Origin of the sequence: Bradyrhizobium sp. ISRA436, assembly GCF_029910015.1 — a bacterium.
Classification (GTDB): domain Bacteria; phylum Pseudomonadota; class Alphaproteobacteria; order Rhizobiales; family Xanthobacteraceae; genus Bradyrhizobium.
This window is the reverse complement of the sequence record NZ_CP094519.1, coordinates 157,669-179,798: the sequence shown is the minus strand read 5'-3', so window position 1 is coordinate 179,798 and position 22,130 is coordinate 157,669. Positions and strand designations below refer to the sequence as shown.

General features: G+C 64.7%; 23 protein-coding genes and 1 pseudogene. 12 read left to right on the top strand and 12 right to left on the bottom strand.

Going from position 1 to position 22,130, the window contains the following annotated elements:
- Window positions 1-82: 82 nt before the first annotated feature.
- From gshB to rsmI, 3 genes are read right to left on the bottom strand one after another with little or no spacing between them, the layout of a single operon-like run.
- Window positions 83-1,030, bottom strand: coding sequence for a glutathione synthase (gene gshB / locus MTX23_RS00830; protein WP_280974762.1), 948 nt, complete (start codon window positions 1,028-1,030; stop codon window positions 83-85).
- A 30-nt stretch (window positions 1,031-1,060) separates the two neighbouring features.
- Window positions 1,061-1,486 carry a YraN family protein gene (locus tag MTX23_RS00825; protein WP_280974761.1) on the bottom strand — a complete coding sequence of 142 codons (426 nt, stop codon included), beginning with the start codon at window positions 1,484-1,486 and terminating at the stop codon, window positions 1,061-1,063.
- Entirely contained in the window at window positions 1,431-2,384 is a 954-nt protein-coding gene (gene rsmI / locus MTX23_RS00820) for a 16S rRNA (cytidine(1402)-2'-O)-methyltransferase (RefSeq protein WP_280974760.1), read from the bottom strand. Before rsmI ends, MTX23_RS00825 begins: the two co-directional genes overlap by 56 nt.
- 219 nt (window positions 2,385-2,603) lie before the next feature.
- Between rsmI and MTX23_RS00815 the strand changes: the two genes are divergently transcribed.
- The gene (locus tag MTX23_RS00815) at window positions 2,604-3,803 is read left to right on the top strand and encodes a penicillin-binding protein activator (protein WP_280974759.1); all 1,200 of its coding nucleotides are present in this window, start codon (window positions 2,604-2,606) and stop codon (window positions 3,801-3,803) included.
- Between the two features lie 21 nt (window positions 3,804-3,824).
- Here MTX23_RS00815 and hemW read toward each other — a convergent pair whose 3' ends face one another.
- The 3 genes from hemW to rph are packed head-to-tail and all read right to left on the bottom strand — an operon-like array spanning window position 3,825 to window position 6,329.
- Window positions 3,825-4,982 carry a radical SAM family heme chaperone HemW gene (gene hemW / locus MTX23_RS00810; protein ID WP_280974758.1) on the bottom strand — a complete coding sequence of 386 codons (1,158 nt, stop codon included), beginning with the start codon at window positions 4,980-4,982 and terminating at the stop codon, window positions 3,825-3,827.
- Window positions 4,969-5,604 carry an RdgB/HAM1 family non-canonical purine NTP pyrophosphatase gene (gene rdgB / locus MTX23_RS00805; RefSeq protein WP_280974757.1) on the bottom strand — a complete coding sequence of 212 codons (636 nt, stop codon included), beginning with the start codon at window positions 5,602-5,604 and terminating at the stop codon, window positions 4,969-4,971. Before rdgB ends, hemW begins: the two co-directional genes overlap by 14 nt.
- Window positions 5,605-5,615: 11 nt before the next feature.
- A complete protein-coding gene (gene rph / locus MTX23_RS00800) occupies window positions 5,616-6,329 on the bottom strand; it encodes a ribonuclease PH (protein ID WP_280974756.1) in 714 nt (237 codons plus the stop codon).
- 158 nt (window positions 6,330-6,487) lie between these two features.
- Between rph and hrcA the strand changes: the two genes are divergently transcribed.
- Complete coding sequence (gene hrcA / locus MTX23_RS00795; RefSeq protein WP_280974755.1) at window positions 6,488-7,576, top strand: heat-inducible transcriptional repressor HrcA; 1,089 nt, start codon at window positions 6,488-6,490, stop codon at window positions 7,574-7,576.
- A 102-nt stretch (window positions 7,577-7,678) separates the two neighbouring features.
- Entirely contained in the window at window positions 7,679-8,284 is a 606-nt protein-coding gene (gene grpE / locus MTX23_RS00790) for a nucleotide exchange factor GrpE (RefSeq protein WP_280974754.1), read from the top strand.
- Window positions 8,285-8,429: 145 nt separating this feature from the next.
- Here grpE and MTX23_RS00785 read toward each other — a convergent pair.
- A pseudogene (locus MTX23_RS00785) lies at window positions 8,430-8,581 on the bottom strand (nicotinamidase); the annotation flags it as partial.
- An 18-nt stretch (window positions 8,582-8,599) separates the two neighbouring features.
- Window positions 8,600-9,538 carry a hypothetical protein gene (locus tag MTX23_RS00780; protein ID WP_280974753.1) on the bottom strand — a complete coding sequence of 313 codons (939 nt, stop codon included), beginning with the start codon at window positions 9,536-9,538 and terminating at the stop codon, window positions 8,600-8,602.
- Between the two features lie 576 nt (window positions 9,539-10,114).
- Between MTX23_RS00780 and dnaK the strand changes: the two genes are divergently transcribed.
- The 8 genes from dnaK to MTX23_RS00740 all read left to right on the top strand — a co-directional run bounded on the left by dnaK (window position 10,115) and on the right by MTX23_RS00740 (window position 17,234).
- Window positions 10,115-12,016: a molecular chaperone DnaK gene (gene dnaK, locus MTX23_RS00775; RefSeq protein WP_280974752.1), complete on the top strand. Its 1,902-nt coding sequence runs from the start codon at window positions 10,115-10,117 to the stop codon at window positions 12,014-12,016.
- A 143-nt stretch (window positions 12,017-12,159) separates the two neighbouring features.
- On the top strand, window positions 12,160-13,296 hold the full coding sequence (dnaJ, locus tag MTX23_RS00770; RefSeq protein ID WP_280974750.1) for a molecular chaperone DnaJ: 1,137 nt from the start codon (window positions 12,160-12,162) through the stop codon (window positions 13,294-13,296).
- Between the two features lie 92 nt (window positions 13,297-13,388).
- Window positions 13,389-13,991 carry an rRNA adenine N-6-methyltransferase family protein gene (locus MTX23_RS00765; RefSeq protein ID WP_280974749.1) on the top strand — a complete coding sequence of 201 codons (603 nt, stop codon included), beginning with the start codon at window positions 13,389-13,391 and terminating at the stop codon, window positions 13,989-13,991.
- Window positions 13,992-14,036: 45 nt separating this feature from the next.
- Window positions 14,037-14,615 carry an NAD(P)H-dependent oxidoreductase gene (locus tag MTX23_RS00760; protein ID WP_280974748.1) on the top strand — a complete coding sequence of 193 codons (579 nt, stop codon included), beginning with the start codon at window positions 14,037-14,039 and terminating at the stop codon, window positions 14,613-14,615.
- Between the two features lie 6 nt (window positions 14,616-14,621).
- Window positions 14,622-15,332 (top strand): orotidine-5'-phosphate decarboxylase, encoded by a 711-nt coding sequence (gene pyrF, locus MTX23_RS00755; RefSeq protein WP_280974747.1) that lies wholly within the window; start codon window positions 14,622-14,624, stop codon window positions 15,330-15,332.
- Window positions 15,333-15,353: 21 nt separating this feature from the next.
- Entirely contained in the window at window positions 15,354-15,650 is a 297-nt protein-coding gene (locus MTX23_RS00750; protein ID WP_280974746.1) for a DUF1330 domain-containing protein, read from the top strand.
- A 117-nt stretch (window positions 15,651-15,767) separates the two neighbouring features.
- Window positions 15,768-16,580 (top strand): 4-hydroxy-tetrahydrodipicolinate reductase, encoded by an 813-nt coding sequence (gene dapB / locus MTX23_RS00745; protein WP_280974745.1) that lies wholly within the window; start codon window positions 15,768-15,770, stop codon window positions 16,578-16,580.
- A gap of 30 nt (window positions 16,581-16,610) precedes the next feature.
- Window positions 16,611-17,234, top strand: a complete 624-nt coding sequence (locus MTX23_RS00740) for a 2,3-bisphosphoglycerate-dependent phosphoglycerate mutase (RefSeq protein ID WP_280974744.1) — start codon at window positions 16,611-16,613, stop codon at window positions 17,232-17,234.
- 59 nt (window positions 17,235-17,293) lie between these two features.
- Here MTX23_RS00740 and MTX23_RS00735 read toward each other — a convergent pair whose 3' ends face one another.
- Both MTX23_RS00735 and MTX23_RS00730 read right to left on the bottom strand, forming a co-directional pair.
- Window positions 17,294-18,190, bottom strand: coding sequence for a bifunctional helix-turn-helix domain-containing protein/methylated-DNA--[protein]-cysteine S-methyltransferase (locus MTX23_RS00735; protein ID WP_280978329.1), 897 nt, complete (start codon window positions 18,188-18,190; stop codon window positions 17,294-17,296).
- Between the two features lie 56 nt (window positions 18,191-18,246).
- Window positions 18,247-18,792 carry a DUF2244 domain-containing protein gene (locus MTX23_RS00730; protein ID WP_280974742.1) on the bottom strand — a complete coding sequence of 182 codons (546 nt, stop codon included), beginning with the start codon at window positions 18,790-18,792 and terminating at the stop codon, window positions 18,247-18,249.
- 22 nt (window positions 18,793-18,814) lie between these two features.
- Here MTX23_RS00730 and nth point away from each other — a divergent pair, with 22 nt between their 5' ends.
- The gene (gene nth, locus MTX23_RS00725) at window positions 18,815-19,573 is read left to right on the top strand and encodes an endonuclease III (RefSeq protein WP_280974741.1); all 759 of its coding nucleotides are present in this window, start codon (window positions 18,815-18,817) and stop codon (window positions 19,571-19,573) included.
- A gap of 119 nt (window positions 19,574-19,692) precedes the next feature.
- On the opposite strand, the gene MTX23_RS00720 is transcribed toward nth, so the two are convergent.
- Window positions 19,693-20,445 carry a sulfate transporter family protein gene (locus MTX23_RS00720; protein WP_280974740.1) on the bottom strand — a complete coding sequence of 251 codons (753 nt, stop codon included), beginning with the start codon at window positions 20,443-20,445 and terminating at the stop codon, window positions 19,693-19,695.
- Window positions 20,446-20,622: 177 nt separating this feature from the next.
- A complete protein-coding gene (locus tag MTX23_RS00715; RefSeq protein ID WP_280974739.1) occupies window positions 20,623-22,038 on the bottom strand; it encodes an MFS transporter in 1,416 nt (471 codons plus the stop codon).
- Between the last annotated feature and the right edge of the window lie 92 nt (window positions 22,039-22,130).

The window sequence follows — 22,130 nt, the reverse complement described above, 5'->3', positions numbered from 1 at the left end:
CTGGCAAGAAGAATAAGGCGAGCGCAGGCTCGCTAGAAATCTATCTGAGACGCAACCGCAATGTGCGTCGAATAAGGAAGGCTTATTTCGCTGCGCGCCTGGCCTCAATGCTATCCCAGATCTTCGCCGCGATATCCGTTCCGTTGAGCCGCTGGATCGCGCGGATACCCGTCGGGGACGTGACGTTGATCTCGGTGAGACTGCCGTCGATCACGTCGATGCCGACGAACAGCAGCCCGTGCTTACGGAGCGCAGGCCCCAGCGTCGTGCAGATCTCGCGCTCGCGGTCCGAGAGCTCGGTGGCCTTGGCCGCGCCGCCGCGCACCATGTTGGAGCGCAAATCGTCAGCCGCCGGCACGCGGTTGACGGCGCCGGCGAATTCGCCATCGACCAGGATGATGCGCTTATCGCCATGCTTCACCTCGGGAAGGAAGCGCTGGATCACCCACGGCTCCTTGAAGGTGACCGAGAACATGTCGAACAGCGAGCCGAAATTCATGTCTTGCGGCATGACGCGGAACACCGCGGCGCCGCCATAGCCATGCAGCGGTTTCATGACGACGGCGCCGTGCTGATCGCGGAATGCGTTGATCTCGTCGAGGTCGCGCGAGATCAGGGTCGGCGGCATCAGCTGCGGGAAGTTCATCACGAACAGCTTCTCCGGCGCGTTGCGTACGCTGACCGGGTCGTTGACGACCAGGGTCTTCGGGTGGATGCGTTCGAGGAGATGGGTCGAGGTGATGTAGGCGAGGTCGAACGGCGGATCCTGCCGCAGCAACACGACGTCGAAGGCGTTGAGCGGCTCGCGCTTCGGCTCGCCCAGCGTGAAGTGATTGCCGACCTCGTCGCGCACGGTGAGAAGCTGCACCGGTGCCACCAGCTCGTCGCCGCGCAGCGACAGCTTGTCCGGCGTGTAATAGGAAATGCCGTGGCCGCGCTTCTGCGCCTCTAGCAGCAGCGCAAAGGTGGAATCGCCGCGGATGTTGATGCGCGCGATGGGATCCATTTGGACGGCGACATTCAATTTCATGGGGTGTATCCCGCGAGTCTGGAGGTAACGTTAAGGGCTGGCGTCGAATGCCGCTAACACATGGCGCGGCAGGCTCTTCGGCGCAATCAGGACGGCATCGAATCTGAGATCAAATTCCGCATGTTCGGGATGCGCCATTAGCCAGGCCTGGGCGGTATTGATGATGCGCTGCTGCTGGCGCGGCGTCACCGCATAGGCGGCTTCATCGAGGCTGGCGCGCGCCTTGACCTCGACGAAGACGAGCAGGTTACGCCGGCGCGCCACCAGGTCGATTTCGCCATAGGGAGTACGGAAGCGCTTGGCGAGGATGCGATAGCCCTTGGCCATCAGATAGGCGGCGGCGCGGCTTTCGGCGGAGATGCCGGTCCGGAATGCCGCGACGCGTTCAGGGGAGGCGCTCTCAGTCTTCGCCATCGCCGTCCCTGATGTCCTTCGCGAGCTCGAGGGCGCGGGCATAAACCTCGCGGCGGGGGCGGCCGGACAGTTCGACCGCATGGACCACCGCGTCCTTGACGCTGCCGCGCGCGAGCTGCGCGCGCAACAGCTCATCCAGCGCATCCTGGTCCATCACCCCGGCATTGTCAGGCGGCGGTCCGACGACCAGCACGAACTCGCCGCGCGTCTCCAGCGTATCCGCGGCCTCCGCAAGCTCGGCGATCGGTGCGCGCGTGATTTCCTCGTGCAGCTTGGTCAGCTCGCGGCAGATTGCGGCGTCGCGTCCAGGCATGATCGCGGCGAGATCGCGCAAGCTCTCCTGAACGCGATTGCCGGATTCGAACATCACCAGCGTCGAATCGATCCTGGCGAGCTCGTTGAGCCGCGTCCGGCGCGCGTGCTCCTTCGCGGGCAGGAATCCTTCGAAGAAAAACCGGTCGGTCGGCAGCGCCGCGACCGATAACGCGGTCAGCACCGACGATGGGCCGGGGACTACGATCACCCGATGCTCGGCGGCGCAGACCTCGCGCACCAGCTTGAAGCCGGGATCTGATATCAACGGCGTGCCGGCATCCGAAACCAGCGCGATTGAGGCGCCTTGCGCCAGTTGCGCCAGCATCTTCGGTCGCGCCTGCGCGGCATTATGTTCGTGATAGGGTTGCAGCTCGGCGGCGATCGCGTAACGCTCGGTCAGGCGGCGCGTAATCCTTGTGTCCTCGCAGGCAATGATGTCAACACCAGCAAGCGTTTCCAGCGCGCGCAGGGTGATGTCGGCGAGATTGCCGATCGGGGTCGCCACCAGATGCAGCCCCGGAGCCGCCTTGGGGGCCGCCAGTATCTGGCCACCGACGGAAAAGGTTCTGTTTGAAGAACCCGCGGTGGCCTCCGGGCCGTACAAGGAACTAGCTTTTGCGCGCATAATGACAATCTAGAGGGACGGCGGTGCTTGCGCTACACCGGCAGCGGCGGTGGCTGAGCGCGGCCGAGCCAAGAAACGGGAGCCTCCCGGCAAGGTCTGGCGAGGCCATAATCCTTTTGTTTTAGTTAACTATTCGCCGACAATATGCCTGAATCCACCGGCCTCATCGAGGCTGAATGGAATCCTGGCCGATCACGGTCGGTCAAGAGAAGAGAGACGATGGCAGGCCCGCATCACCGCAAGTCCCCGCCGTCGGGCGCGACCCGGCGGACCGCGCTTGGCCTCATCATGGGCGCGCCGCTGCTGTCGGCCTGCTCGGGCGTCCAGCAAACCCTCAACCAGTTCTCGACCCCGGAGGCCGGGCCCGCGGGACCGCCGCAGCAGCCGCAGGCGATCGGAACGGGGCAGGTCAAGGTCGGGCTGGTTCTGCCGCTGTCGGCGGCTGGCAATGCCGGCGTCGCTGCGCAGTCGATGCGCAACGCCGCCGAGATGGCATTGGCGGAATTTCAGAATCCGAACATCCAGCTCCTGATCAAGGACGATGGCGGCAGCCCGCAGGGCGCGGCGCAGGGAACCCAGCAGGCGCTGTCCGAGGGGGCCGAGATCATTCTGGGGCCGCTGTTCGCGGGCTCGGTGCCGGCCGCCGCGCAGCTCACGCGCCAACGCGGAACCTCCCTGATCGCGTTCTCGACGGACTCGAGCGTCGCCGGGCGCGGCGTCTATCTTCTCAGCTTCCTGCCGGAGTCCGATATCAATCGCATCGTCGATTATGCGTCTGGTATCGGAAAGCGCTCCTTTGCAGCGATGGTGCCTGACAACGCTTACGGCAACGTGGTCGAGGCCGCGTTCAAGCAGGCGGTGAGCCACAAGAACGGTCGCATCGTCGCATTCGAGAAATACGGTGCCGACCGGGCGACGCCGGCGCGGAACTTGGCGCAGGCGCTCGGCCAGGCCGATGCACTCATGCTCGCCGATGACGGCGATTCGGTCGTCGCCACCGCGGACGCGCTGACCGCGGCCGGCGCCAATCTGCACAACATCCAGTTGCTCGGCACGGGGCTGTGGGACAATCCGCGCGTGTTCGCGAGCCCCGGGCTGCAGGGCGGCCTCTATGCCGCGCCCGATCCGGCCGGCTTCCGCAGCTTCGCGGGCCGCTACCGCGCCAAGTTCGGCGGCGAGCCGGTGCGCACGGCCACGCTTGCCTATGACGCCGTCGCACTGGTTGCGGCACTGGCCCGCACGCAAGGTGCACAGCGCTTCGCACCGGAAACGCTGACCAATCCTTCCGGCTTTGCCGGCATCGACGGCCTGTTCCGCTTCCGCTCCGACGGAACCAATGAGCGCGGCCTTGCCGTCATGAAGGTGGCGTCGGGTGGCAGCACCGCGGTTGCCGGCTCGCCGAAGAGCTTTGGCGCCTAGGCCACCTCGCTCAAAAGCGCTCTAAGCGGCAAGATCCGCAACGACGGCGTCGAGCACCGGGAAGCCAGACTTCGTCACCCGTAGCCGCCCGTCGGCATCGACCTCGATCGCGCCTTCCTCGCGCAACATGGCGATGCGGTGCGGATCGAGCTGACGACCTGACAGCGCCGCATAGCGCTTGGGATCGATGCCCTCGGCGAGCCGCAGTCCCATCAACAGGAATTCGTCGGCGCGTTCTTCGCTGTTGAGGCTATCGTCGGTGATGACGCCGTGCCCGCTTGATTCGACCCGCATCAGCCACGCCTCGGGCCGTTTCTCGGTCGCGGTCGCGTGTCTCACCCCATCGATGTCGAGCCGGCCATGCGCGCCGGGGCCGATGCCGGCATATTCCTCGCCGCGCCAGTAGACGAGGTTGTGCCTGCACTCGGCGCCGATGCGGGCGTGATTGGAGATTTCGTAGGCGGGCAAGCCTTCGCGGGTGCAGACCTCCTGCGTCACATCATAGAGCGCGCGTGCGGTCGCTTCATCCGGTGTCTGCAACTTGCCAGCGGCGTGCAGTCCGAAGAACGGCGTGCCTTCCTCGATCGTGAGCTGATAGAGCGACAAATGCTCGGCTGCTTCCGAGATTGCCTGCTTCAATTCGCTCGCCCACATCTGCGGCGTCTGGTCGGGACGCGCGTAGATCAGATCGAAGGAATAACGGTCGAACGCGGATCGCGCGATCGCAACCGCATCGAGCGCCTCGCGCGCCGTGTGCAAGCGCCCCAGCGCCTTCAGCGATGCATCGTCCAGCGCCTGGACGCCGAGCGAGACGCGGTTGACGCCGGCTGCGCGATAGCCGCGAAAGCGCGTCGCCTCCACGCTGGTCGGATTGGCCTCGAGCGTGACCTCGACATCGCGCGCCACCTGCCAGTGCTTGCCGATCGCATCGAGCACCGCGCCGACGGTCTGCGGCTGCATCAGCGAGGGCGTGCCGCCGCCGAGGAAGATTGAGGAGACTTCGCGTCCTGGCACACGCGCGGCCGTCGTCTCGATCTCGCGGGCAAATGCGCTTACGAAGCGCTCCTCGTCGACGGGCGCATGCCGGACATGGCTGTTGAAATCACAATACGGGCATTTCGACAGGCAGAACGGCCAGTGCACGTAGACGCCGAAGGCTGCTCGTTCAGCGTGGCTCAAGGCAGATCTCCGCGAGCTTCACGAAGGCGCGCGCGCGATGCGACAGGCCGAGCCCGAGCGGCGGCAGGCCGTGCTTCTCGATGCTGGTCATCTCGCCGAATGTACGTGTGTATCCGTCGGGCAGGAAAGCCGGATCGTAGCCGAAGCCCGCGGTGCCGCGCGGCGGCCAGACCAGGGTTCCATCGACGCGGGCCTCGACCTCGTCGAGATGATCATCAGGCCAGGCCACGCACAGCGCCGAGACGAAATGCGCCTTGCGCTGTTCGGGAGTGGTGGCGCCGCGCTCCTGCAGCAGGCGCTCGATCCGCGTCATCGCGGCCATGAAATCCTTGCCCTCGCCGGCCCAGCGCGCCGAATAGATGCCCGGCGCCCCGTCCAGCGCGTCGACCACGAGGCCGGAATCATCCGCAAAGGCTGGCAATCCCGTCGCCTTGGCCGCCGCGGACGCTTTGATCGCCGCATTGGCGCGAAAATTGTCGCCGGTCTCCTCGGGCTCGGCGAGGCCGAGCTCGCCGGCCGACACCGCTTCCACGCCGTGCGGCGCCAGCAGTTCCCGCATCTCGGCCAGCTTGCCGGGATTATGGGTGGCGATCACGAGCCTTCCGGTGATTCGGCGGTGCATGACCAATCTGTCTACGCCACCGCGATCTTTTGCAAGTCGACCAGACGCGCGACACCTTTGCGCGCCAGCGCCATCAACGCCAGGAATTCGTCCTGCGAGAACGGAGTCTTCTCGGCGGTGCCCTGCACCTCGATGATGCGGCCGTCGCCGGTCATGACGAAATTGGCGTCGGTCTCGGCTTCGGAATCCTCGGCATAATCGAGATCGAGCACCGGCGTGCCCTGATAGATGCCGCAGGAGATCGCCGCCACATTGTCGCGCAGCACGTTGGCCTTCAGCATGTTGCGGGCCTTCATCCAGTTGATGCAATCAGCCAGCGCCACCCAGGCCCCGGTGATCGAGGCGGTGCGGGTGCCGCCATCGGCCTGAATCACGTCGCAATCGACGGTGATCTGGCGCTCGCCCAATGCCTCAAGGTCGATGGCCGCGCGCAGCGAACGGCCGATCAGCCGCTGGATTTCGACGGTGCGGCCGCCCTGCTTGCCGGCGGAGGCCTCGCGGCGGGTGCGTTCCAGGGTGGCGCGCGGCAGCATGCCGTATTCGGCGGTGACCCAGCCGCGGCCCTGGCCCTTCAGCCAGGGCGGCAGCCGCTCCTCCAGCGTGGCGGTCACCAGCACATGGGTGTCGCCGAACTTCACCATGCAGGAACCCTCGGCATATTTGACGACGCCGCGTTCCAGCGACACGGGACGCAGTTCATCGGGCGCACGGCGGCTTGGCCGCATGAAGTCCTCCAAAAATCCGAGAAAAATGGCTGGCCGTGCTTGTAGGAGGGGGAAGGGGCAGCGGCAAGGGTTTTTGGCCCCGGTATCGGATGCCGAATGCATGCTTGTCACCGGCCTCCCGGATCGACAAATTAGGGGGCAATGTGAGGGAGTAGAGCGTGGCTCACCACGATCCGATAGGGTTGATCGCACCGCATGCCGGGCTGGCCCAGCTCAACGAACGTTCACGCGACATTTTTCGTCAAATCGTCGAAAGCTATCTGGCGACCGGCGAGCCGGTCGGCTCGCGCAACATCTCGCGCCTGATCGCCTTGCCGCTGTCGCCGGCCTCGGTCCGCAACGTGATGTCGGACCTCGAGCAACTCGGCCTGATCTACGCGCCGCACACCTCCGCCGGCCGGCTGCCGACCGAACTCGGTCTGCGCTTCTTTGTCGACGCGCTGATGCAGGTCGGCGATCTCACCGAGGACGAGCGGCAGTCGATCCGGACCCAGCTTGCCTCCGTCGGCCGCGCGCAAACGGTCGAGGCCGCGCTGGAGGAAGCCCTGATGCGGCTGTCGGGCCTGACCCGCGCCGCAGCGGTGGTGCTGACGCCGAAGTCGAATGCGCGGCTGAAGCACATCGAATTCGTGCGGCTGGAGCCGGAGAAGGCGCTGGTCGTGCTGGTCAGCGAAGACGGCCAGATCGAAAACCGGGTTCTGGCGCTGCCGCCGGGTGTTCCGTCTTCCGTGCTGACCGAGGCGAGCAATTTCCTCAATGCGCGGATCCGCGGCCGGACGCTGGCCGAAGCGCGCCTCGAGCTCGAGACCGCGTTGACGCAGAGCCGCGCCGAACTGGATCAGCTGACGCAAAAGGTCGTCGCGGCCGGAATCGCGAGCTGGTCCGGCGGCGAGAACGAGGATCGGCAACTGATCGTGCGCGGCCATGCCAATCTGCTCGAGGATCTGCATGCGCTCGACGATTTGGAGCGCATCAAATCGTTGTTCGACGACCTCGAGACCAAGCGCGGCGTGATCGATTTGCTCGGGCGCGCCGAGCGCGGCGAGGGGGTGCGGATTTTTATCGGCTCGGAGAACAAGCTGTTCTCGCTGTCGGGTTCCTCAACCATCATGGCGCCTTACAGCGACGCCCAGGGCCGGATCGTCGGCGTCCTCGGCGTGATCGGGCCGACACGGCTGAATTACGCCAGGGTGATTCCCACGGTCGATTACGCCGCGCGCATCGTGAGCAAGATCCTGGGCGGCTGACCGGAGGGCGGAAGGACGCTTGATTTTCCCTGCCCAAAGCACGATATCCCCCTAACCAATCCCCAAGATTTGAATCGACGCGAGTTTTCGAGAAGGCAAGCCATGACCGATCCGAACCGGACGAATGACAATACCGAGAATCCGGCGCCGACGGGTGAGCCTGTGGTCTCCAAGCCCTACATCATGCCTGATGAGCCCGAGGTTGGATCGGCCGAGGCGCTGGCCAAGGAACTGGCGGAGGCGCACGACAAGACGCTGCGCACGTTGGCCGAGATGGAGAATCTCCGTCAGCGCACCCGCCGCGAGGTCGCCGACGCCAAGACCTACGGCATTACCGGCTTTGCCCGAGACGTGCTCGAGATCGCCGACAATCTGCAGCGCGCGCTTGATGCCGTGCCGGCCGAGGCCAAGGAAGCCGCGGATCCCGGCCTCAAGGCGCTGATCGAAGGCGTCGAATTGACCGAGCGTTCGCTGCTCAACGCGTTGGAAAAGAACGGCGTGAAGAAATTCGATCCGATCGGCGAGAAGTTCGATCCGAATTTCCAGCAGGCGATGTTCGAAGTGCCCGACCCGTCGGTGCCGTCAGGTACAGTGGTGCAGGTCGTGCAGGCCGGCTACATGATCGGCGAGCGCGTGCTGCGTCCGGCGCTCGTGGGCGTTTCCAAGGGCGGCGCCAAGGCCGCCCCGGCTGCCGATTTCACGGCCTGATCGTCCGAACCTGGACAGGGCGCGGACGAAAGCGGTGCAGCTTGCGATCGCCGCGGCGTCATGCCGGCGGTTTCTCATGGGCCTTCGGCCAATAAGTGCCGAAGCCCCAGAGATCTCCTTCGAGGTCGCGGCAGGCAAAAAGACCTTACGCGATGTCGGACGACTGGAGGCGCTTGACGCCGGCCTTGTCCATATCGGACCAAGCCTTGGCCAGCGACCCCTGGGTGTCAATGCCGCGGCGTCTTCCACCACATAGGTTTCGAAGCCGGCCTTGCGGGCGTCGAGGGCAGTCGGCGCGCCTTGCGAGAAGCGCGATCAGCCCCGCGGCTCGACGCCGTCGCGCACCGCGCGGAAGCGCGGGAACGCCTTCTCCCAGTCGGTGCGCGGCGAGCTGCCGATGATGCGCATCGATGACTGCGAGCCGAACCGCAGCCACTGCACGATGGTCACCGGCGTATTGTCCTTGCCGCTGGTTGCGTCGATCCGGGTCTCGTAGCCCGGCTGGCCGTCGATCCGGATCGGCTCGGACATCGTGATGCGTCCGTCACGAACGCCGGGGATGGTGGTGGCGACCTGTTGGGCGAAACGGCCGCGGTCATCGGGAGAGGCCGCAGTCGAGGCGACGACGCCGAGGATCATGAAAGGCTTGGCCTCGAAGCCGCTCTTCTCGTCGCCGTCGGCCAGGATCAGCGCCGCGCCGGGCGCCACCATGCGGACGTTCTTGAAATCGGCAAGCTGGGTGACCTTGAACGGCATCAGGCCGAGCTGCTCGTCGACCGGCACCTCGTTGCGTATCACGGCGGAGGCGAACATCTGCCGGATGGCGTCATCGGTGTAGATCTTGGCGGCATTCTCGGGCACCTGGACCGCGACATAGCCGGAGAAGGTCGGCCCCGGCAGGATCATGGAATAGCGCCGCACATTGGTGGCGCCGTCCCGCGCGCTCTCGATAGTGTAGTAGCCGAGCCCGGCCGGCGTCTCGAGGCTTTCCGGCTTGATCCCGCCGCTGCCGCCGGGATTTGCCTTGAAGGCGCTGACCACCTCGCCATAGGCAGCCGCGGGCAGATCCGCGATCAGCACCTTCACGCTCTGGTCCTCAGTCTCGAAACCGACGAACGTCTTCGCGCGGGCAAGGCCGACCAGCGGCCTCATCCCGACATGTGCGCCCGGCGGAAACACCACGTCGGCAGCGAAGGCAGAGCACGTGGCGGCGATCAGCAAGGCGACCGCAGCGAGAAGGCGAAAAGGCATCATGGAGGATCTACCGGTTTGCTCGGCGGCCGTTCGACGGGCCGATGCAGGGCTGGGTGGGCCTCAGTCAGTCGGCCCGCTTTTAGCGGTTTTGATGGCCCTGCAACAGGGTCGCCATCTCTTCATTCCGGCCTGGCAGCCCCGATTCCGGACGTGTTTTGCCGGATAAGCCGGCACTTTCCGGTGTTTCCCGGCATCTCGGGGGGAGGCTCGCGCGAGCCCCGCCGCCAGCGGCCAAATAGCGCGCCCTCCCTCGCTCGCGCGCGGGACCGTTGTGAGCGTTCACTCAACAAGCGGCACGCTTGCGCGGTGGCGGATCGCCGTCGGTTGCGCTCGCAATCATTGCTGATTTGTTAACATGTTTCGGGGCTGAACCAGCGTTGACCCGGAGGCTGACACAATCTTTCAAACGTCAGTCTTTTCAGGCCTCAACGTTGCGTCCAGTCCTTGCGGGCCAGACCCTCTCTCCTATATCAGGCTCACCGTCGCAATATCGCGAGTATGTGAACGTCTGGGGGTTCGGTACGGAGCGCCGTCAGGGCCCAACCAACCTGCCGTAGCAAGAAGGATATGAAAACCATGGGTAAGGTCATTGGGATCGACCTCGGCACCACGAATTCGTGCGTCGCCGTAATGGATGGCAAAAACGCCAAGGTGATCGAGAATGCCGAGGGCATGCGGACGACGCCGTCGATCGTTGCCTTCACTGATGATGGCGAGCGGCTTGTCGGCCAGCCGGCGAAGCGCCAGGCGGTGACCAATCCGGAGCGCACGTTCTTTGCGGTGAAGCGCCTCATCGGCCGCCGCTATGACGACCCGATGGTCGAGAAGGACAAGAAGCTCGTTCCCTACAAGATCGTCAAGGCATCGAACGGCGACGCCTGGGTTGAAGCCGACGGCAAGACCTATTCGCCCTCGCAGGTCTCGGCCTTCATCCTGCAGAAGATGAAGGAGACCGCTGAGGCGCATCTCGGCCAGAAGGTCGAGCAGGCCGTTATCACGGTTCCCGCTTATTTCAATGATGCACAGCGTCAGGCCACCAAGGACGCTGGCAAGATCGCCGGTCTCGAAGTGCTGCGCATCATCAACGAGCCGACGGCTGCCGCGCTCGCCTACGGCCTCGACAAGTCGAAGGCCGGAACGATCGCGGTGTACGACCTCGGTGGCGGCACCTTCGACGTCTCGATCCTCGAGATCGGCGACGGCGTGTTCGAAGTGAAGTCGACCAACGGCGACACCTTCCTCGGCGGTGAGGACTTCGACATGCGCCTGGTCGGCTATCTTGCCGACGAGTTCCAGAAGGAGCAGGGCATCAACCTGCGCAACGACAAGCTGGCTCTGCAGCGCCTGAAGGAAGCCGCCGAAAAGGCCAAGATCGAGCTGTCGTCGACCACGCAGACCGAGATCAATTTGCCGTTCATCACGGCTGACCAGACCGGTCCGAAGCATCTGACGATGAAGCTGACCCGCGCCAAGTTCGAGGCGCTGGTGGCCGACCTCGTCGAGAAGACCATCGAGCCGTGCCGCAAGGCGCTGAAGGATGCCGGCCTGACCGCCGGTGAAGTCGGCGAAGTGGTGCTGGTCGGCGGCATGACCCGCATGCCGAAGATCCAGGAAGTCGTGAAGCAGTTCTTCGGCAAGGAGCCGCACAAGGGCGTCAATCCCGACGAGGTCGTCGCGATCGGCGCTGCGATCCAGGCCGGCGTGCTGCAGGGCGACGTCAAGGACGTGCTGCTGCTCGACGTGACCCCGCTGTCGCTGGGCATTGAGACGCTGGGTGGCGTGTTCACCCGCATCATCGACCGCAACACCACGATCCCGACCAAGAAGAGCCAGGTGTTCTCGACGGCCGAGGACAACCAGAACGCCGTCACGATCCGCGTCTTCCAGGGCGAGCGTGAGATGGCGGCCGACAACAAGATGCTCGGCCAGTTCGACCTGATGGGCATTCCGCCGGCTCCGCGCGGCATGCCGCAGATCGAGGTGACCTTCGACATCGACGCCAACGGCATCGTCAACGTCTCGGCCAAAGACAAGGCGACCGGCAAGGAACAGCAGATCCGGATCCAGGCATCCGGCGGTCTGTCCGAGGCCGACATCGAGAAGATGGTGAAGGACGCCGAGGCCAACGCGGCCGAGGACAAGAAGCGCCGCGAGGCGGTCGACGCCAAGAATCACGCGGACGGCCTGGTTCATTCGACCGAGAAGGCTTTGGCCGAGCACGGCTCGAAGATCTCGGACACTGAGCGTCGCGCGATCGAAGATGCCGTCAGCGACCTGAAGGAAGCGCTGAAGGGCGACGACGCCGAGGCGATCAAGGCCAAGACCAACACGCTGGCGCAGGCTTCGATGAAGCTCGGCGAGGCCATGTACAAGCAGCAGGCCGAGGCCGATGCGGCCAAGGGCGCTGCGAAGGATGACGTCGTCGACGCGGAGTTCACCGAGGTCGACGACGACAAGAACAACAAGAAGTCTGCTTAACGCGCGGGCTTGAGATGATGACCCTCACGCCAAAGAGCACGCTGAGCGTCTCGATGGAGTGGGGGTCATTTTTCGTTAAGCCGATCGCGGCATTTTCCCGACAGGCGCGGTCCCTGGCGATGAACTTCCAACGGAACTGACGGATGTCCACCAAGCGCTGCTACTACGAGACCCTCGAGGTCGATCGGAACGCGGACGAGACCAAGCTGAAGGCGGCTTTCCGCAAGCTCGCGATGAAGTGGCACCCGGACCGCAATCCCGGCGATGCGCAGAGCGAGGTCCGGTTCAAGGAAATCAACGAAGCCTATGAAGTGCTGAAGGACGGCGAGAAGCGCGCCGCCTATGACCGCTTCGGCCACGCGGCCTTCGAGCACGGCATGGGCGGCGGTGGCGGTCCCGGCTTCGGCGCAGGCTTCGCCTCCTCCTTCTCCGACATTTTCGAAGACCTGTTCGGCATGGCCGGGCAGCGCCGCAGCGGCGGCCGCGAGCGCGGCGCCGACCTGCGCTACAACATGGAGATCACGCTCGAGGAAGCCTTCCAGGGCAAGACCGCGCAGATCGAGATCCCGGTCTCCGTCACCTGCGAATCCTGCTCGGGCACCGGCGCCAAGTCCGGCACCAAGCCGAAGACCTGCTCGACCTGCGGCGGCGCCGGCCGTGTCAGGCAGGCACAGGGCTTCTTCACGCTGGAGCGTACCTGCCCCGGCTGCCAGGGCCGCGGCCAGATGATCGAGGACGCCTGCACCTCCTGCGGCGGATCCGGCCGGGTGACCCGCGACCGAACGCTGTCGGTCAACATCCCGCCGGGCGTCGAGGACGGCACCCGCATTCGTCTTGCCGGCGAGGGCGAGGCCGGTATCCGCGGCGGTCCGCCCGGAGACCTCTACATTTTCCTGTCCCTGACTGCCCACCAGTTCTTCCAGCGCGACGGTGCCGACCTGCACTGCCGCGTGCCGATCTCGATGGTAACGGCTGCGCTCGGCGGCGAGTTCGAGGTGCCAACGATCGACAAGGGCAAGACCAAGGTGAAGGTGCCAGCCGGCACGCAGTCCGGACGGCGATTCCGCATCGCATCAAAGGGCATGCCCGTGCTGCGGTCCCGCCAGACCGGCGACATGTATGTCCAGGTTATGGTCGAAACGCCGCAGAATCTGACCAAGAAACAGCAAGAATTGCTGGCGGAGTTCGAAAGGCTCTCGTCCGGTGCAACCCAGCCGGAGGCAGCGGGTTTCTTCTCTAAGGTCAAGGACTTCTTCGGAAACCGCTCCGCCCAGCAGTAGTCGTCGTGCTTGACCGTAACGGTTTCGAGCTATACGTCTTTGTGACTGTTTTCTGACAACCGCTCGATCGTGCGGTCCCGCTTGGTAGCGACATGCCCTTGCAATCGTCCGCGCGTGCGTTGAAGAAGCCCCTCCGTCTCGATGACGAGGTCCGTTTTCTCCGTTCATGGATTGAGAAGCCGCTGCATATGGGCGCGGTGATGCCGTCGGGGCGACTGCTGGCCCGCACGATGGCGCATTATGTCGACGCGAACGCCGAAGGGCCGGTCGTCGAACTTGGGCCTGGGACCGGTGCGATCACCAACGCGCTGATCGAGCATGGCGTCGATCAGAAGCGGCTCGTACTGGTCGAATACAATCCGGGCTTCTGCGCACTGCTGCGCGAACGCTATCCGCAGGCCAAGGTTGTCCAGGGTGACGCCTACGCGCTGCGCGACGCGCTCTGGGAGGTCATGAAGTCTCCCGCCTCCGCGGTGGTGTCCGGCCTGCCGCTCGTCACCAAGCCGATGCTGACGCGCGTGAAGCTGATCCGCGACGCCTTCGTGGCGCTCGCACCCGGCGCTCCCTTCATTCAGTTCACCTATTCGGTCGTGCCCCCGATCCCGAAATCGCTACCGGGCGTGTCCACAGAAGCTTCCGAACGGATCTGGATGAACCTTCCGCCCGCGCGGGTCTGGGTGTATCGCAAGGGCTGATCGCTCTGCGCTCTCGCGCGGGCTCGCCCGACCTGCGATTTCAAAATGTCCGCGCTGAAAATCCTTGTGATCCCGGGATCGCTTCGTACCGGCTCGCTCAATGCCAAGCTGGCAGCAGTCGCCGCGCTGGAATTGGTGCAGCTTGGCGCGGATGTCACCCGCATCTCGCTCGCCGATTTTCCGCTGCCGATCTATGACGGTGACCTGCAGGCCAAATCCGGTGTGCCGCTGAATGCGGTCAACCTCAAGCGGATGATCGGCGCCCATCACGGCGTGCTGATCGTGACGCCGGAATATAATTCCTCGGTGCCGGCGCTGGTGAAGAACACGATCGACTGGGTCAGTCGCGTGCAGGACCCGCACGAGGCCCGCGGCGAGGTGTTCCGCGACCGCGTCTTCGCGATCGCTGCGGCCTCCGGCAACCGGCTCGGGGGGACGCGCGCGCTGGCGGCGCTGCGGCTGATCCTCTCGGCGTGCCACGCGACCGTGATTCCGAACCAGCTTGCACTGTCATTCGCCGAGCAGGCCTATGACGATATGGATCGTCTAAAACACCACGCCGACATCGAGGCGATGCGGGCGTTGACGCGGCAGTTGATCGATCATTCCCAACGCATGATGTGAGGTGACATGCAGCCAGCCAGGATCGCTCCGAGAGACCGGTTGATTGTGGCGCTCGATCTGCCGTCCGTTGCTGCGGCGGAGGCGATGATCGAGAAGCTCGACGATAGCGTGGCCTTCTACAAGATCGGCTATCAGCTCGCCTATGCCGGCGGCCTGCCGCTGGCAAAGCAGCTTGCTAACAGCGGCAAGAAGGTCTTCATCGATCTCAAGCTGCACGACATCGGCAACACGGTCGCGCGCGGCGTCGAGAGCATCGCGAGCCTCGGTGCAACCTTCCTCACCGTGCATGCCTATCCGCAGACCATGAAGGCCGCGGTCGAAGCGCGCGCCGGCTCCGGCCTGAAGATCCTCGCGGTCACCGTGCTGACCTCCTACGATGACAACGATCTTCATGCCGCGGGCTATCGTCTCAACGTCTCCGATCTCGTTGAAGCGCGCGCCAGGCAGGCGCAGGCGCTCGGCGTCGATGGCCTGGTGAGCTCACCCGAGGAAGCGGCCGCCTTGCGCAAGATCGTCGGGCCTCAGATGCATCTGGTGACGCCGGGGATCCGCCCGGCGGGATCGGCCACCGGCGACCAGAAGCGTATCATGACGCCGGCCCGTGCGATTGCCGCCGGCGCTGACTATCTGGTGGTGGGGCGGCCGGTGATGGAAGCTGCCGACCCCAAAGCCGCCGCAGAAGCCATTCAAGCTGAGATCGCGCAGGCGATTGCCTGAGCAGAAACAAGGGAGAGAGAAATGGCGAAGGGCTACTGGATTGGACGCGTCGACGTTCACAGTGAGGAGGGCTACAAGCCCTACATGGCAGCCAATCCGGCCATTTTCCAGAAGTTTGGCGGCAAGTTCATCGTGCGCGGTGGCAAGTTCACCAGCGTCGAGGGCCAGAGCCGCTCGCGCAATGTCGTGATCGAATTTCCGGACTACGAGACCGCTCTGGCCTGCTACCACTCGCCGGAATATCAGGCCAACATCAAGGTGCGGCAGCCGCATTCGATCGCCGATCTCATCATCATCCAGGGTCACGACAGCCCGTAGACGGCCGGTTCGGCTGCCGGAACAGCCTCGATGACCCCCGTTCGGGCATGATCCATCGCCGGAAAACCGGTTTCCACTTTCCCGGATCATGCTTTATACGGCCCTGAGAGGTGAGCCATGGCTGACATGCGTCTGATCGTTGCGGGAGCCGGCGGCCGGATGGGCCGCACGCTGACGCGGGTAATTTCCGAAACCCCGGGGGCGGTTCTGGTGGGCGCGCTCGAAGCGCCGGGCTCGGAACTGCTGGGCAAGGATGCCGGGGTGCTGGCCGGCCTGCCGGCCAACGGCGTCACGCTGTCGGCCGATCTGTGGTCGATGTCGGCCGATGCCGACGGTATCCTGGATTTCACCGTGCCGGCCGCGACCATCGCCAACGTCGCGATCGCGGCCCAGCGCCGCCTCGTTCACATCATCGGCACCACCGGCCTGTCGCCATCAGATGATGCCGTGATCAGGAGCGTGACTGATCGCGCCATCGTGGTGAAGTCGGGCAACATGAGCCTCGGCGTCAATCTGCTCGCCGCGCTGGTCAAGCGCGTTGCGCAATCGCTCGACCAGAGCTTCGATATCGAAATTCTGGAGATGCATCACAAGTCCAAGATCGACGCGCCGTCCGGCACGGCTTTGATGCTCGGCGAAGCCGCGGCCGCCGGACGCAAGATCGCGCTGGAGCAGCATTCGGCGCGTGGCCGCGATGGCCTCACCGGCGCACGGCGCGCTGGCGACATCGGCTTTGCTTCCCTACGCGGCGGCACCATTGCCGGCGATCACAGTGTGATCTTTGCCGGTCCGTCGGAGCGCATAACGCTCTCGCATCATGCCGAGGACCGCGCGCTGTTCGCGCAAGGCGCGCTGAAGGCGGCGCTGTGGGCGCATGGCAAGAAGCCCGGCATGTACTCGATGGCAGACGTGCTCGGACTGAGCGAATAATCAAGCTGAAACAACAATGGAAACCTTTGAATGAGCGAACGTCTTCTTGTGCTCGTGCGGCACGGCCAGAGCGACTGGAACCTGAAGAACCTCTTCACCGGATGGAAGGATCCCGATCTCACCGAGCAAGGCATCAACGAAGCCAAGGAAGCCGGCCGCAAGCTGAAGGCGCAGGACCTGTCGTTCGATGTTGCCTTCACCTCCGACCTCACGCGCGCCCAGCACACGCTGAAGCTGATGCTCGCCGAGATCGGCCAGACCGGGCTGCCGACGACACAGAACCTCGCGCTCAACGAACGCGACTATGGCGATCTCTCCGGCCTCAACAAGGACGACGCGCGCAAGAAGTGGGGCGAAGACCAGGTGCTGATCTGGCGCCGTTCCTACGACGTGTCGCCGCCCGGCGGCGAAAGCCTCAAGGACACGCTGGCGCGCGCCTTGCCCTACTACGTGCAGGAGATCCTGCCCGGCGTGCTGCGCGGCCAGCGCACGCTGGTTGCTGCCCACGGCAATTCGCTGCGCGCACTGATCATGGTGCTGGAAAAGCTGACGCCCGAGCAGATCATCAAGCGCGAGCTCGCGACCGGCGCGCCCGTGGTGTACCGGCTCAATGCCGATTCCACCGTGGCATCCAAGGTCGATCTGGCGGGCTGAGCGAACGGAGCTGCACCGTTCACGGCTTCCTAGGATGACGGGAAGCTGAACCGTTCGCCTTAGTGCAAGCCCACCTGCCCGGCTTCCCAGCCCAGCATCGCCTGCTTGCGGGTAATGCCCCAGTGATAGCCGGTCAGCGCGCCGCTCTTGCCGAGTGCGCGATGGCAGGGCACCACGAACGACACCGGGTTGCGGCCGACCGCGGCGCCGACGGCGCGTGACGCCTTCGGATTGCTGATCTTGTTGGCGATGTCGGAATAGCTGACCGCGCAGCCCATCGGGATCTTCAGCAACGTCTCCCACACCCGCACCTCGAAATCGGTGCCGATCAGGACCACGCGCAGCGGCTGGTCCGGCCGCCACAACCGCGTATCGAAGATGCGCTGCGCCAACATGGTGGTGCCGTCGGTGTCCTCGACATAGGTCGCGTTCGGCCAGCGCCGCGTCATATCGGCGAAAGCGATCTGCTCGTCACCGGGATCGGCGAAGGCGAGGCCCGCCAGCCCCCGGCTCGTCGCGATCACGATCGCGGTGCCGAACGGCGAGGGATGGAAGCCGTAGCGCAGCGTCATGCCGGCGCCGCCGTTCTTCCACTCGCCGGGCGACATCGCCTCGTGAGTCACGAACAGGTCGTGCAGACGGCCCGGCCCTGAAAGGCCGGAGTCGAGCGCCGCATCGAGCACGCTGGCGGAGCCGCGCAGCAGGCCCTTGGCGTGGTCCAGGGTCAGCGCCTGCATGAAGGCTTTCGGCGTCAGCCCCGCCCAACGGCGGAACAGATGGTGGAGCTCATCCGGCGTGACACCGGCGGCGTCGGCCATCGCCTCGATGGTCGGCTGCGCACGCCAGTGCTCCGAGATGAAGGCGATCGCGCGCCGCACCGAATCGTAGTCACGCAGCGCTGCGTTCTGGAGGCCCGGCTTGGCCAGGCGCTGGTCATGTATGGCGAGTGTCATCATGGTCTCTGATTTAGGAGCCATGGCGCGTCCGAACCACCCGATTTCTGACAAGCCGATCAATGAATGGGATTATAGGTCGGGCCCCGCTTGGCGGTGTTCAGCGCAGCTATCAAGGCTTTGGAAAAGCTGGCCTTTTCGTCCGGACTCAGGAAGCTCCCGATGCTCACTCGGCGGCCCCTGGAGATCAGGTAAAGCCGTTCGATGCCGAACTCCTCGTGCGACTTCTGCTCGAACTGCACCCAGAGCGGATTGAGCACCCATTCCACCACATGGCCGCGGTGGCTGATCCGGCGCACCCGCAATTCCGAAGATGTCACGGTGATCTCCTCGCTCGCTTTGGCGGTGCGGAAATTCACCTTGAACGCCCAATAGATCACCAGCACGTCGAGGCCGAAGAAGCCGAAGATCGGCCAGGCACCCATCCACCAGAACACCGCGCCGGCGATGAAGCTGATCGCGGTGACCGATGTCATCAGCACCGCGAAGCCGGTCCGGTTGAGCGAGCGGTGCGGTGTCAGCAATGCAGAGAACAGCGCCGGCTCGGCGTCAGAGCCGATCACCTCAAGGTCATCCCTGGGATCAAAATCATTGCCTGCAGTCATGACGTATCAGTATATCCCGGTCATGGCCAAAATCATCCGCTCTCAACGCGCCAAGTCGTCAAGTGTTCGGTCCGCGCCGAAGAAGCCCGCGAAAACGGCAAAGCCGCTGCCCAAACGCGCGGTTAAGAAGGCGGCGAAACCGAAGCCCTGGACGGAAGCGGAGGTCTACGAGGCCTTCAATCGGTTCCGCGAAGCCAATCCAGAGCCCAAGGGTGAGCTCGAACACCTCAACCCCTACACGCTGCTGGTCGCGGTGGTGCTGTCGGCGCAGGCGACCGATGCCGGCGTCAACAAGGCGACACGGGCGCTGTTCGCGGTCGCCGACACCCCGGAGAAGATGCTCGCGCTCGGCGCGGATAAGGTGCGCGACTACATCAAGACCATCGGGCTGTATCGCAATAAGGCGAAGAACGTCATTGCGCTGTCCGAGAAGCTGATCGCCGAATTCGGCGGCGAGGTGCCGCGCACCCGCGCCGAGATCGAGTCACTGCCCGGCGCCGGCCGCAAGACCGCGAATGTCGTGCTCAATATGGCGTTCGGCGAGCACACGATGGCGGTCGATACCCATGTGTTTCGCGTCGGAAATCGCACCGGGCTGGCGCCCGGCAAGACCCCGCTCGAGGTCGAGCTGGCGCTGGAGAAGGTGATCCCGCTGGAGTTCATGCTGCACGCCCATCACTGGCTGATCCTGCATGGCCGCTACACCTGCCTCGCGCGCTCGCCGCGTTGCGAAGTATGTCTGATCAATGACCTTTGCCGGTGGCCGGAAAAGACCGTCTGAGGCATGATCGACATCATGAGGTTGTAACCACTGCGAGTGGTTTCTGGATCCGCTTCGGGATCCCGCTCTTCGCGGTGCTCGTCGCGCAAATGCGGCGTGGCCGTCTCCTGAGTGCGCCGTTATCGCAGCGAAATTTCCTGATGCTGTCGCGGCTCGATCAACTCGGGCCGCGAGCCGGACAGCCGTTTGTGCATGTGGACCATGAAGGCCATGCCGAACAGCGGTGTCGCCAGATTGACGATCGGGATCGAGACGAAGGCGGCGATGAACAGGCCCGCGGTGAATATGGTCGATGCATGGTCCCGGCGCATCGCCTTGGCTTCCGCGGGCGAGCGGAAACGCATCGCGGCGAGCTCGAAATATTCCCGTCCCAACAGCCACGCGGTCGCGATGAAGAACACGATGAAGCCGACGCCCGCGAACAGCACGAAAGGCAGTGCAACCAGGTAGACCAGGATCGTCAGCAGCGCCGTCTTGGCGCCTTCGGTCATCGCGAGCGCGAACGGCAATGCAGCGCCGGGCGGCTCGGCCGGATAATGCTCGCGCTCGACAATGTCGGCGACGTCGTCGACGAACAGGCTCGCCACCAGCGAAGTGATCGCGGGCATCAGGAAGATGCCGCCGAGCACGACGCCAAGGCCGGCGGCGATCGAGATGACCCAGGACAGCACGTGCAGGGTGGAATGGAAGTTCGGGCCGAGCATGCCCTCCGCCCAGACCTCGCCATAGTCGGCAACCCAGCTGAGCAGCCGCTGCAAGCCGATCGCCAGCACCGTGATGAGCACGAGCGCAAGCCCGATCGAGCGCCACAGGATCGAGCGCATCGGCGGTGACAGGATCTGCGAAAGCGCCTTGACGGCGGCGTCCAACATGACTGGGTTACCTCTCCGGAAGTTCTCGCGAGAGGTAGACACCCGATAAGGCTTCGGCAAGTGCCGCTTGTGTCGCGGGTAGAGCGTTTTCGAGCGAAGTGGACACCGGTTCGCGTGAGGAAAACGCGTCAAATAGAGATTTAGAGCTTCGGTTCTGATCCAATCAGAACCGAAGCTCTAAGCGTCGAGCGGCTTGCCGCGGACCGTGGGTCCCCAGACGCCGATCGCGATGATCACGATGACCATCGCCGTGGTGATCAGGCCGAACACCCCGCCGACGCCGGCTTCGCGCAGCATGAAAGCCACGATGAAGCCGGAGAAGGTCGCGCTGAGCCGGCTCATCGAATAGACGAGGCCGGCCGCGCGGGCCCGGATCGCGGTCGGGAACACCTCGGTCTGGTAGGCGTGATAGGCATAGGACAGCGTCATGTTGGCGCCGGTCACCAGCACGCCGCTTGCGATCAGGAGCCCCGGCTCGGTGAGTTGCGAGAACGCGAGGCCGAACACCGAGATCGCCGCGGCGGCGCCGCAAATGATCCATTTGCGCTCGAAGCGATCGGCGAAGGTTGCGGCGAGCAACGGCGCGAGCGGATAGGCGACGGCGATGATGAACGAGTACTGCAGGCTCTTGGTGACGGTGATGCCCTTCTGGACCAGCAAGGCCGGCACCCAGTTGGCGAAGCCGTAGACGCCGAACGCCTGGCAGAGGTTGAAGATCATGAAGAGCACGACCAGCGCGCCATAGGGCGGCTGGAACAACTCGGTATAGCCGGCCGGCTTGATCGGCGCGCGCGCCGGTGCGATCGCAACCCCTGCTGCTGGCCGCGCGGCAGCCGCGCATGCTGCGGCCTCGAGCGTCCGCATGATCTTGTCGGCCTCGCCGGCGCGGCCGTGGCGGGCCAGCCAGAGCGGGCTTTCGGGCACATAGAGCCGCAGCACCCAGATCACCATGCTCGCGGCGGCGCCGATCAGAACGACCCAGCGCCAGCCGTCGATGCCGTAGGGCATGAGCGGCACCAGCCACCACGACAGCGCCGCGACGATCGGCACCGCCGACAGCATCACGGCCTGGTTGATCGCAAAGGCGCGGCCGCGCATCCAGCTCGGCACCAGCTCGGTGATGTAAGCATCGATGGTGATGACCTCGATGCCGATCCCGATCCCGGCGATGAAGCGCCACAGCAGCAGGCCGCCGGGCGTCGTCTGGCACGCCATGATGACGGAAGCGACGCTGTAGAACAGCAGCGAATAGGTGAAGACCGCCTTGCGCCCAAAGCGGTCGGCGAGGAAGCCGAGGAAGAAGGTGCCGACGAACAGGCCCGCGAAGGTCGCGGCGACGAAGGCGCCGATGCCGGAGAAGCCGAAGAAGGCTTGGGTTGTCGTGGTCATCAAGCCGCTGCGGCTGAGACCGGGCGCGATGTAGCCGGTGAAGAACAGATCGTAGATCTCGAAACAGCCGCCGAGCGACAGCAGGATCACGAGCCGCCAGACATAGGCGGAGGTGGGCAGCGCCTCGAGCCGCCGCGAAATCTCGTCAGGCTCGCTTGTCGTGCTGACACGATCGGTCACTGAGCCGACGTCGACGGCGCTCATGCTGGTCCTCCCCGAATGGTCCAATGGCCGCCTTTCTTGCGAAGGCGTGCCGGTCGGCGCCATGTTTGGCAGTTGGAAGCCAGAAATCCAGA

What these genes read in the sequence shown, in the direction of transcription:
- MTX23_RS00760 (WP_280974748.1), top strand. Translation starts at nt 14,037, where the DNA reads ATGTCCGCGCTGAAAATCCTTGTGATCCCGGGATCGCTTCGTACCGGC.
- MTX23_RS00765 (WP_280974749.1), top strand. Translation starts at nt 13,389, where the DNA reads ATGCCCTTGCAATCGTCCGCGCGTGCGTTGAAGAAGCCCCTCCGTCTC.
- MTX23_RS00750 (WP_280974746.1), top strand. Translation starts at nt 15,354, where the DNA reads ATGGCGAAGGGCTACTGGATTGGACGCGTCGACGTTCACAGTGAGGAG.
- MTX23_RS00825 (WP_280974761.1), bottom strand. Translation starts at nt 1,486, where the DNA reads ATGCCCGCGCCCTCGAGCTCGCGAAGGACATCAGGGACGGCGATGGCG.
- MTX23_RS00815 (WP_280974759.1), top strand. Translation starts at nt 2,604, where the DNA reads ATGGCAGGCCCGCATCACCGCAAGTCCCCGCCGTCGGGCGCGACCCGG.
- MTX23_RS00780 (WP_280974753.1), bottom strand. Translation starts at nt 9,538, where the DNA reads ATGATGCCTTTTCGCCTTCTCGCTGCGGTCGCCTTGCTGATCGCCGCC.
- MTX23_RS00730 (WP_280974742.1), bottom strand. Translation starts at nt 18,792, where the DNA reads ATGACTGCAGGCAATGATTTTGATCCCAGGGATGACCTTGAGGTGATC.
- MTX23_RS00720 (WP_280974740.1), bottom strand. Translation starts at nt 20,445, where the DNA reads ATGTTGGACGCCGCCGTCAAGGCGCTTTCGCAGATCCTGTCACCGCCG.
- grpE (WP_280974754.1), top strand. Translation starts at nt 7,679, where the DNA reads ATGACCGATCCGAACCGGACGAATGACAATACCGAGAATCCGGCGCCG.
- MTX23_RS00715 (WP_280974739.1), bottom strand. Translation starts at nt 22,038, where the DNA reads ATGAGCGCCGTCGACGTCGGCTCAGTGACCGATCGTGTCAGCACGACA.
- dnaK (WP_280974752.1), top strand. Translation starts at nt 10,115, where the DNA reads ATGGGTAAGGTCATTGGGATCGACCTCGGCACCACGAATTCGTGCGTC.
- rph (WP_280974756.1), bottom strand. Translation starts at nt 6,329, where the DNA reads ATGCGGCCAAGCCGCCGTGCGCCCGATGAACTGCGTCCCGTGTCGCTG.
- nth (WP_280974741.1), top strand. Translation starts at nt 18,815, where the DNA reads ATGGCCAAAATCATCCGCTCTCAACGCGCCAAGTCGTCAAGTGTTCGG.
- rsmI (WP_280974760.1), bottom strand. Translation starts at nt 2,384, where the DNA reads ATGCGCGCAAAAGCTAGTTCCTTGTACGGCCCGGAGGCCACCGCGGGT.
- gshB (WP_280974762.1), bottom strand. Translation starts at nt 1,030, where the DNA reads ATGAAATTGAATGTCGCCGTCCAAATGGATCCCATCGCGCGCATCAAC.
- pyrF (WP_280974747.1), top strand. Translation starts at nt 14,622, where the DNA reads ATGCAGCCAGCCAGGATCGCTCCGAGAGACCGGTTGATTGTGGCGCTC.
- dnaJ (WP_280974750.1), top strand. Translation starts at nt 12,160, where the DNA reads ATGTCCACCAAGCGCTGCTACTACGAGACCCTCGAGGTCGATCGGAAC.
- rdgB (WP_280974757.1), bottom strand. Translation starts at nt 5,604, where the DNA reads ATGCACCGCCGAATCACCGGAAGGCTCGTGATCGCCACCCATAATCCC.
- dapB (WP_280974745.1), top strand. Translation starts at nt 15,768, where the DNA reads ATGGCTGACATGCGTCTGATCGTTGCGGGAGCCGGCGGCCGGATGGGC.
- MTX23_RS00735 (WP_280978329.1), bottom strand. Translation starts at nt 18,190, where the DNA reads ATGATGACACTCGCCATACATGACCAGCGCCTGGCCAAGCCGGGCCTC.
- MTX23_RS00740 (WP_280974744.1), top strand. Translation starts at nt 16,611, where the DNA reads ATGAGCGAACGTCTTCTTGTGCTCGTGCGGCACGGCCAGAGCGACTGG.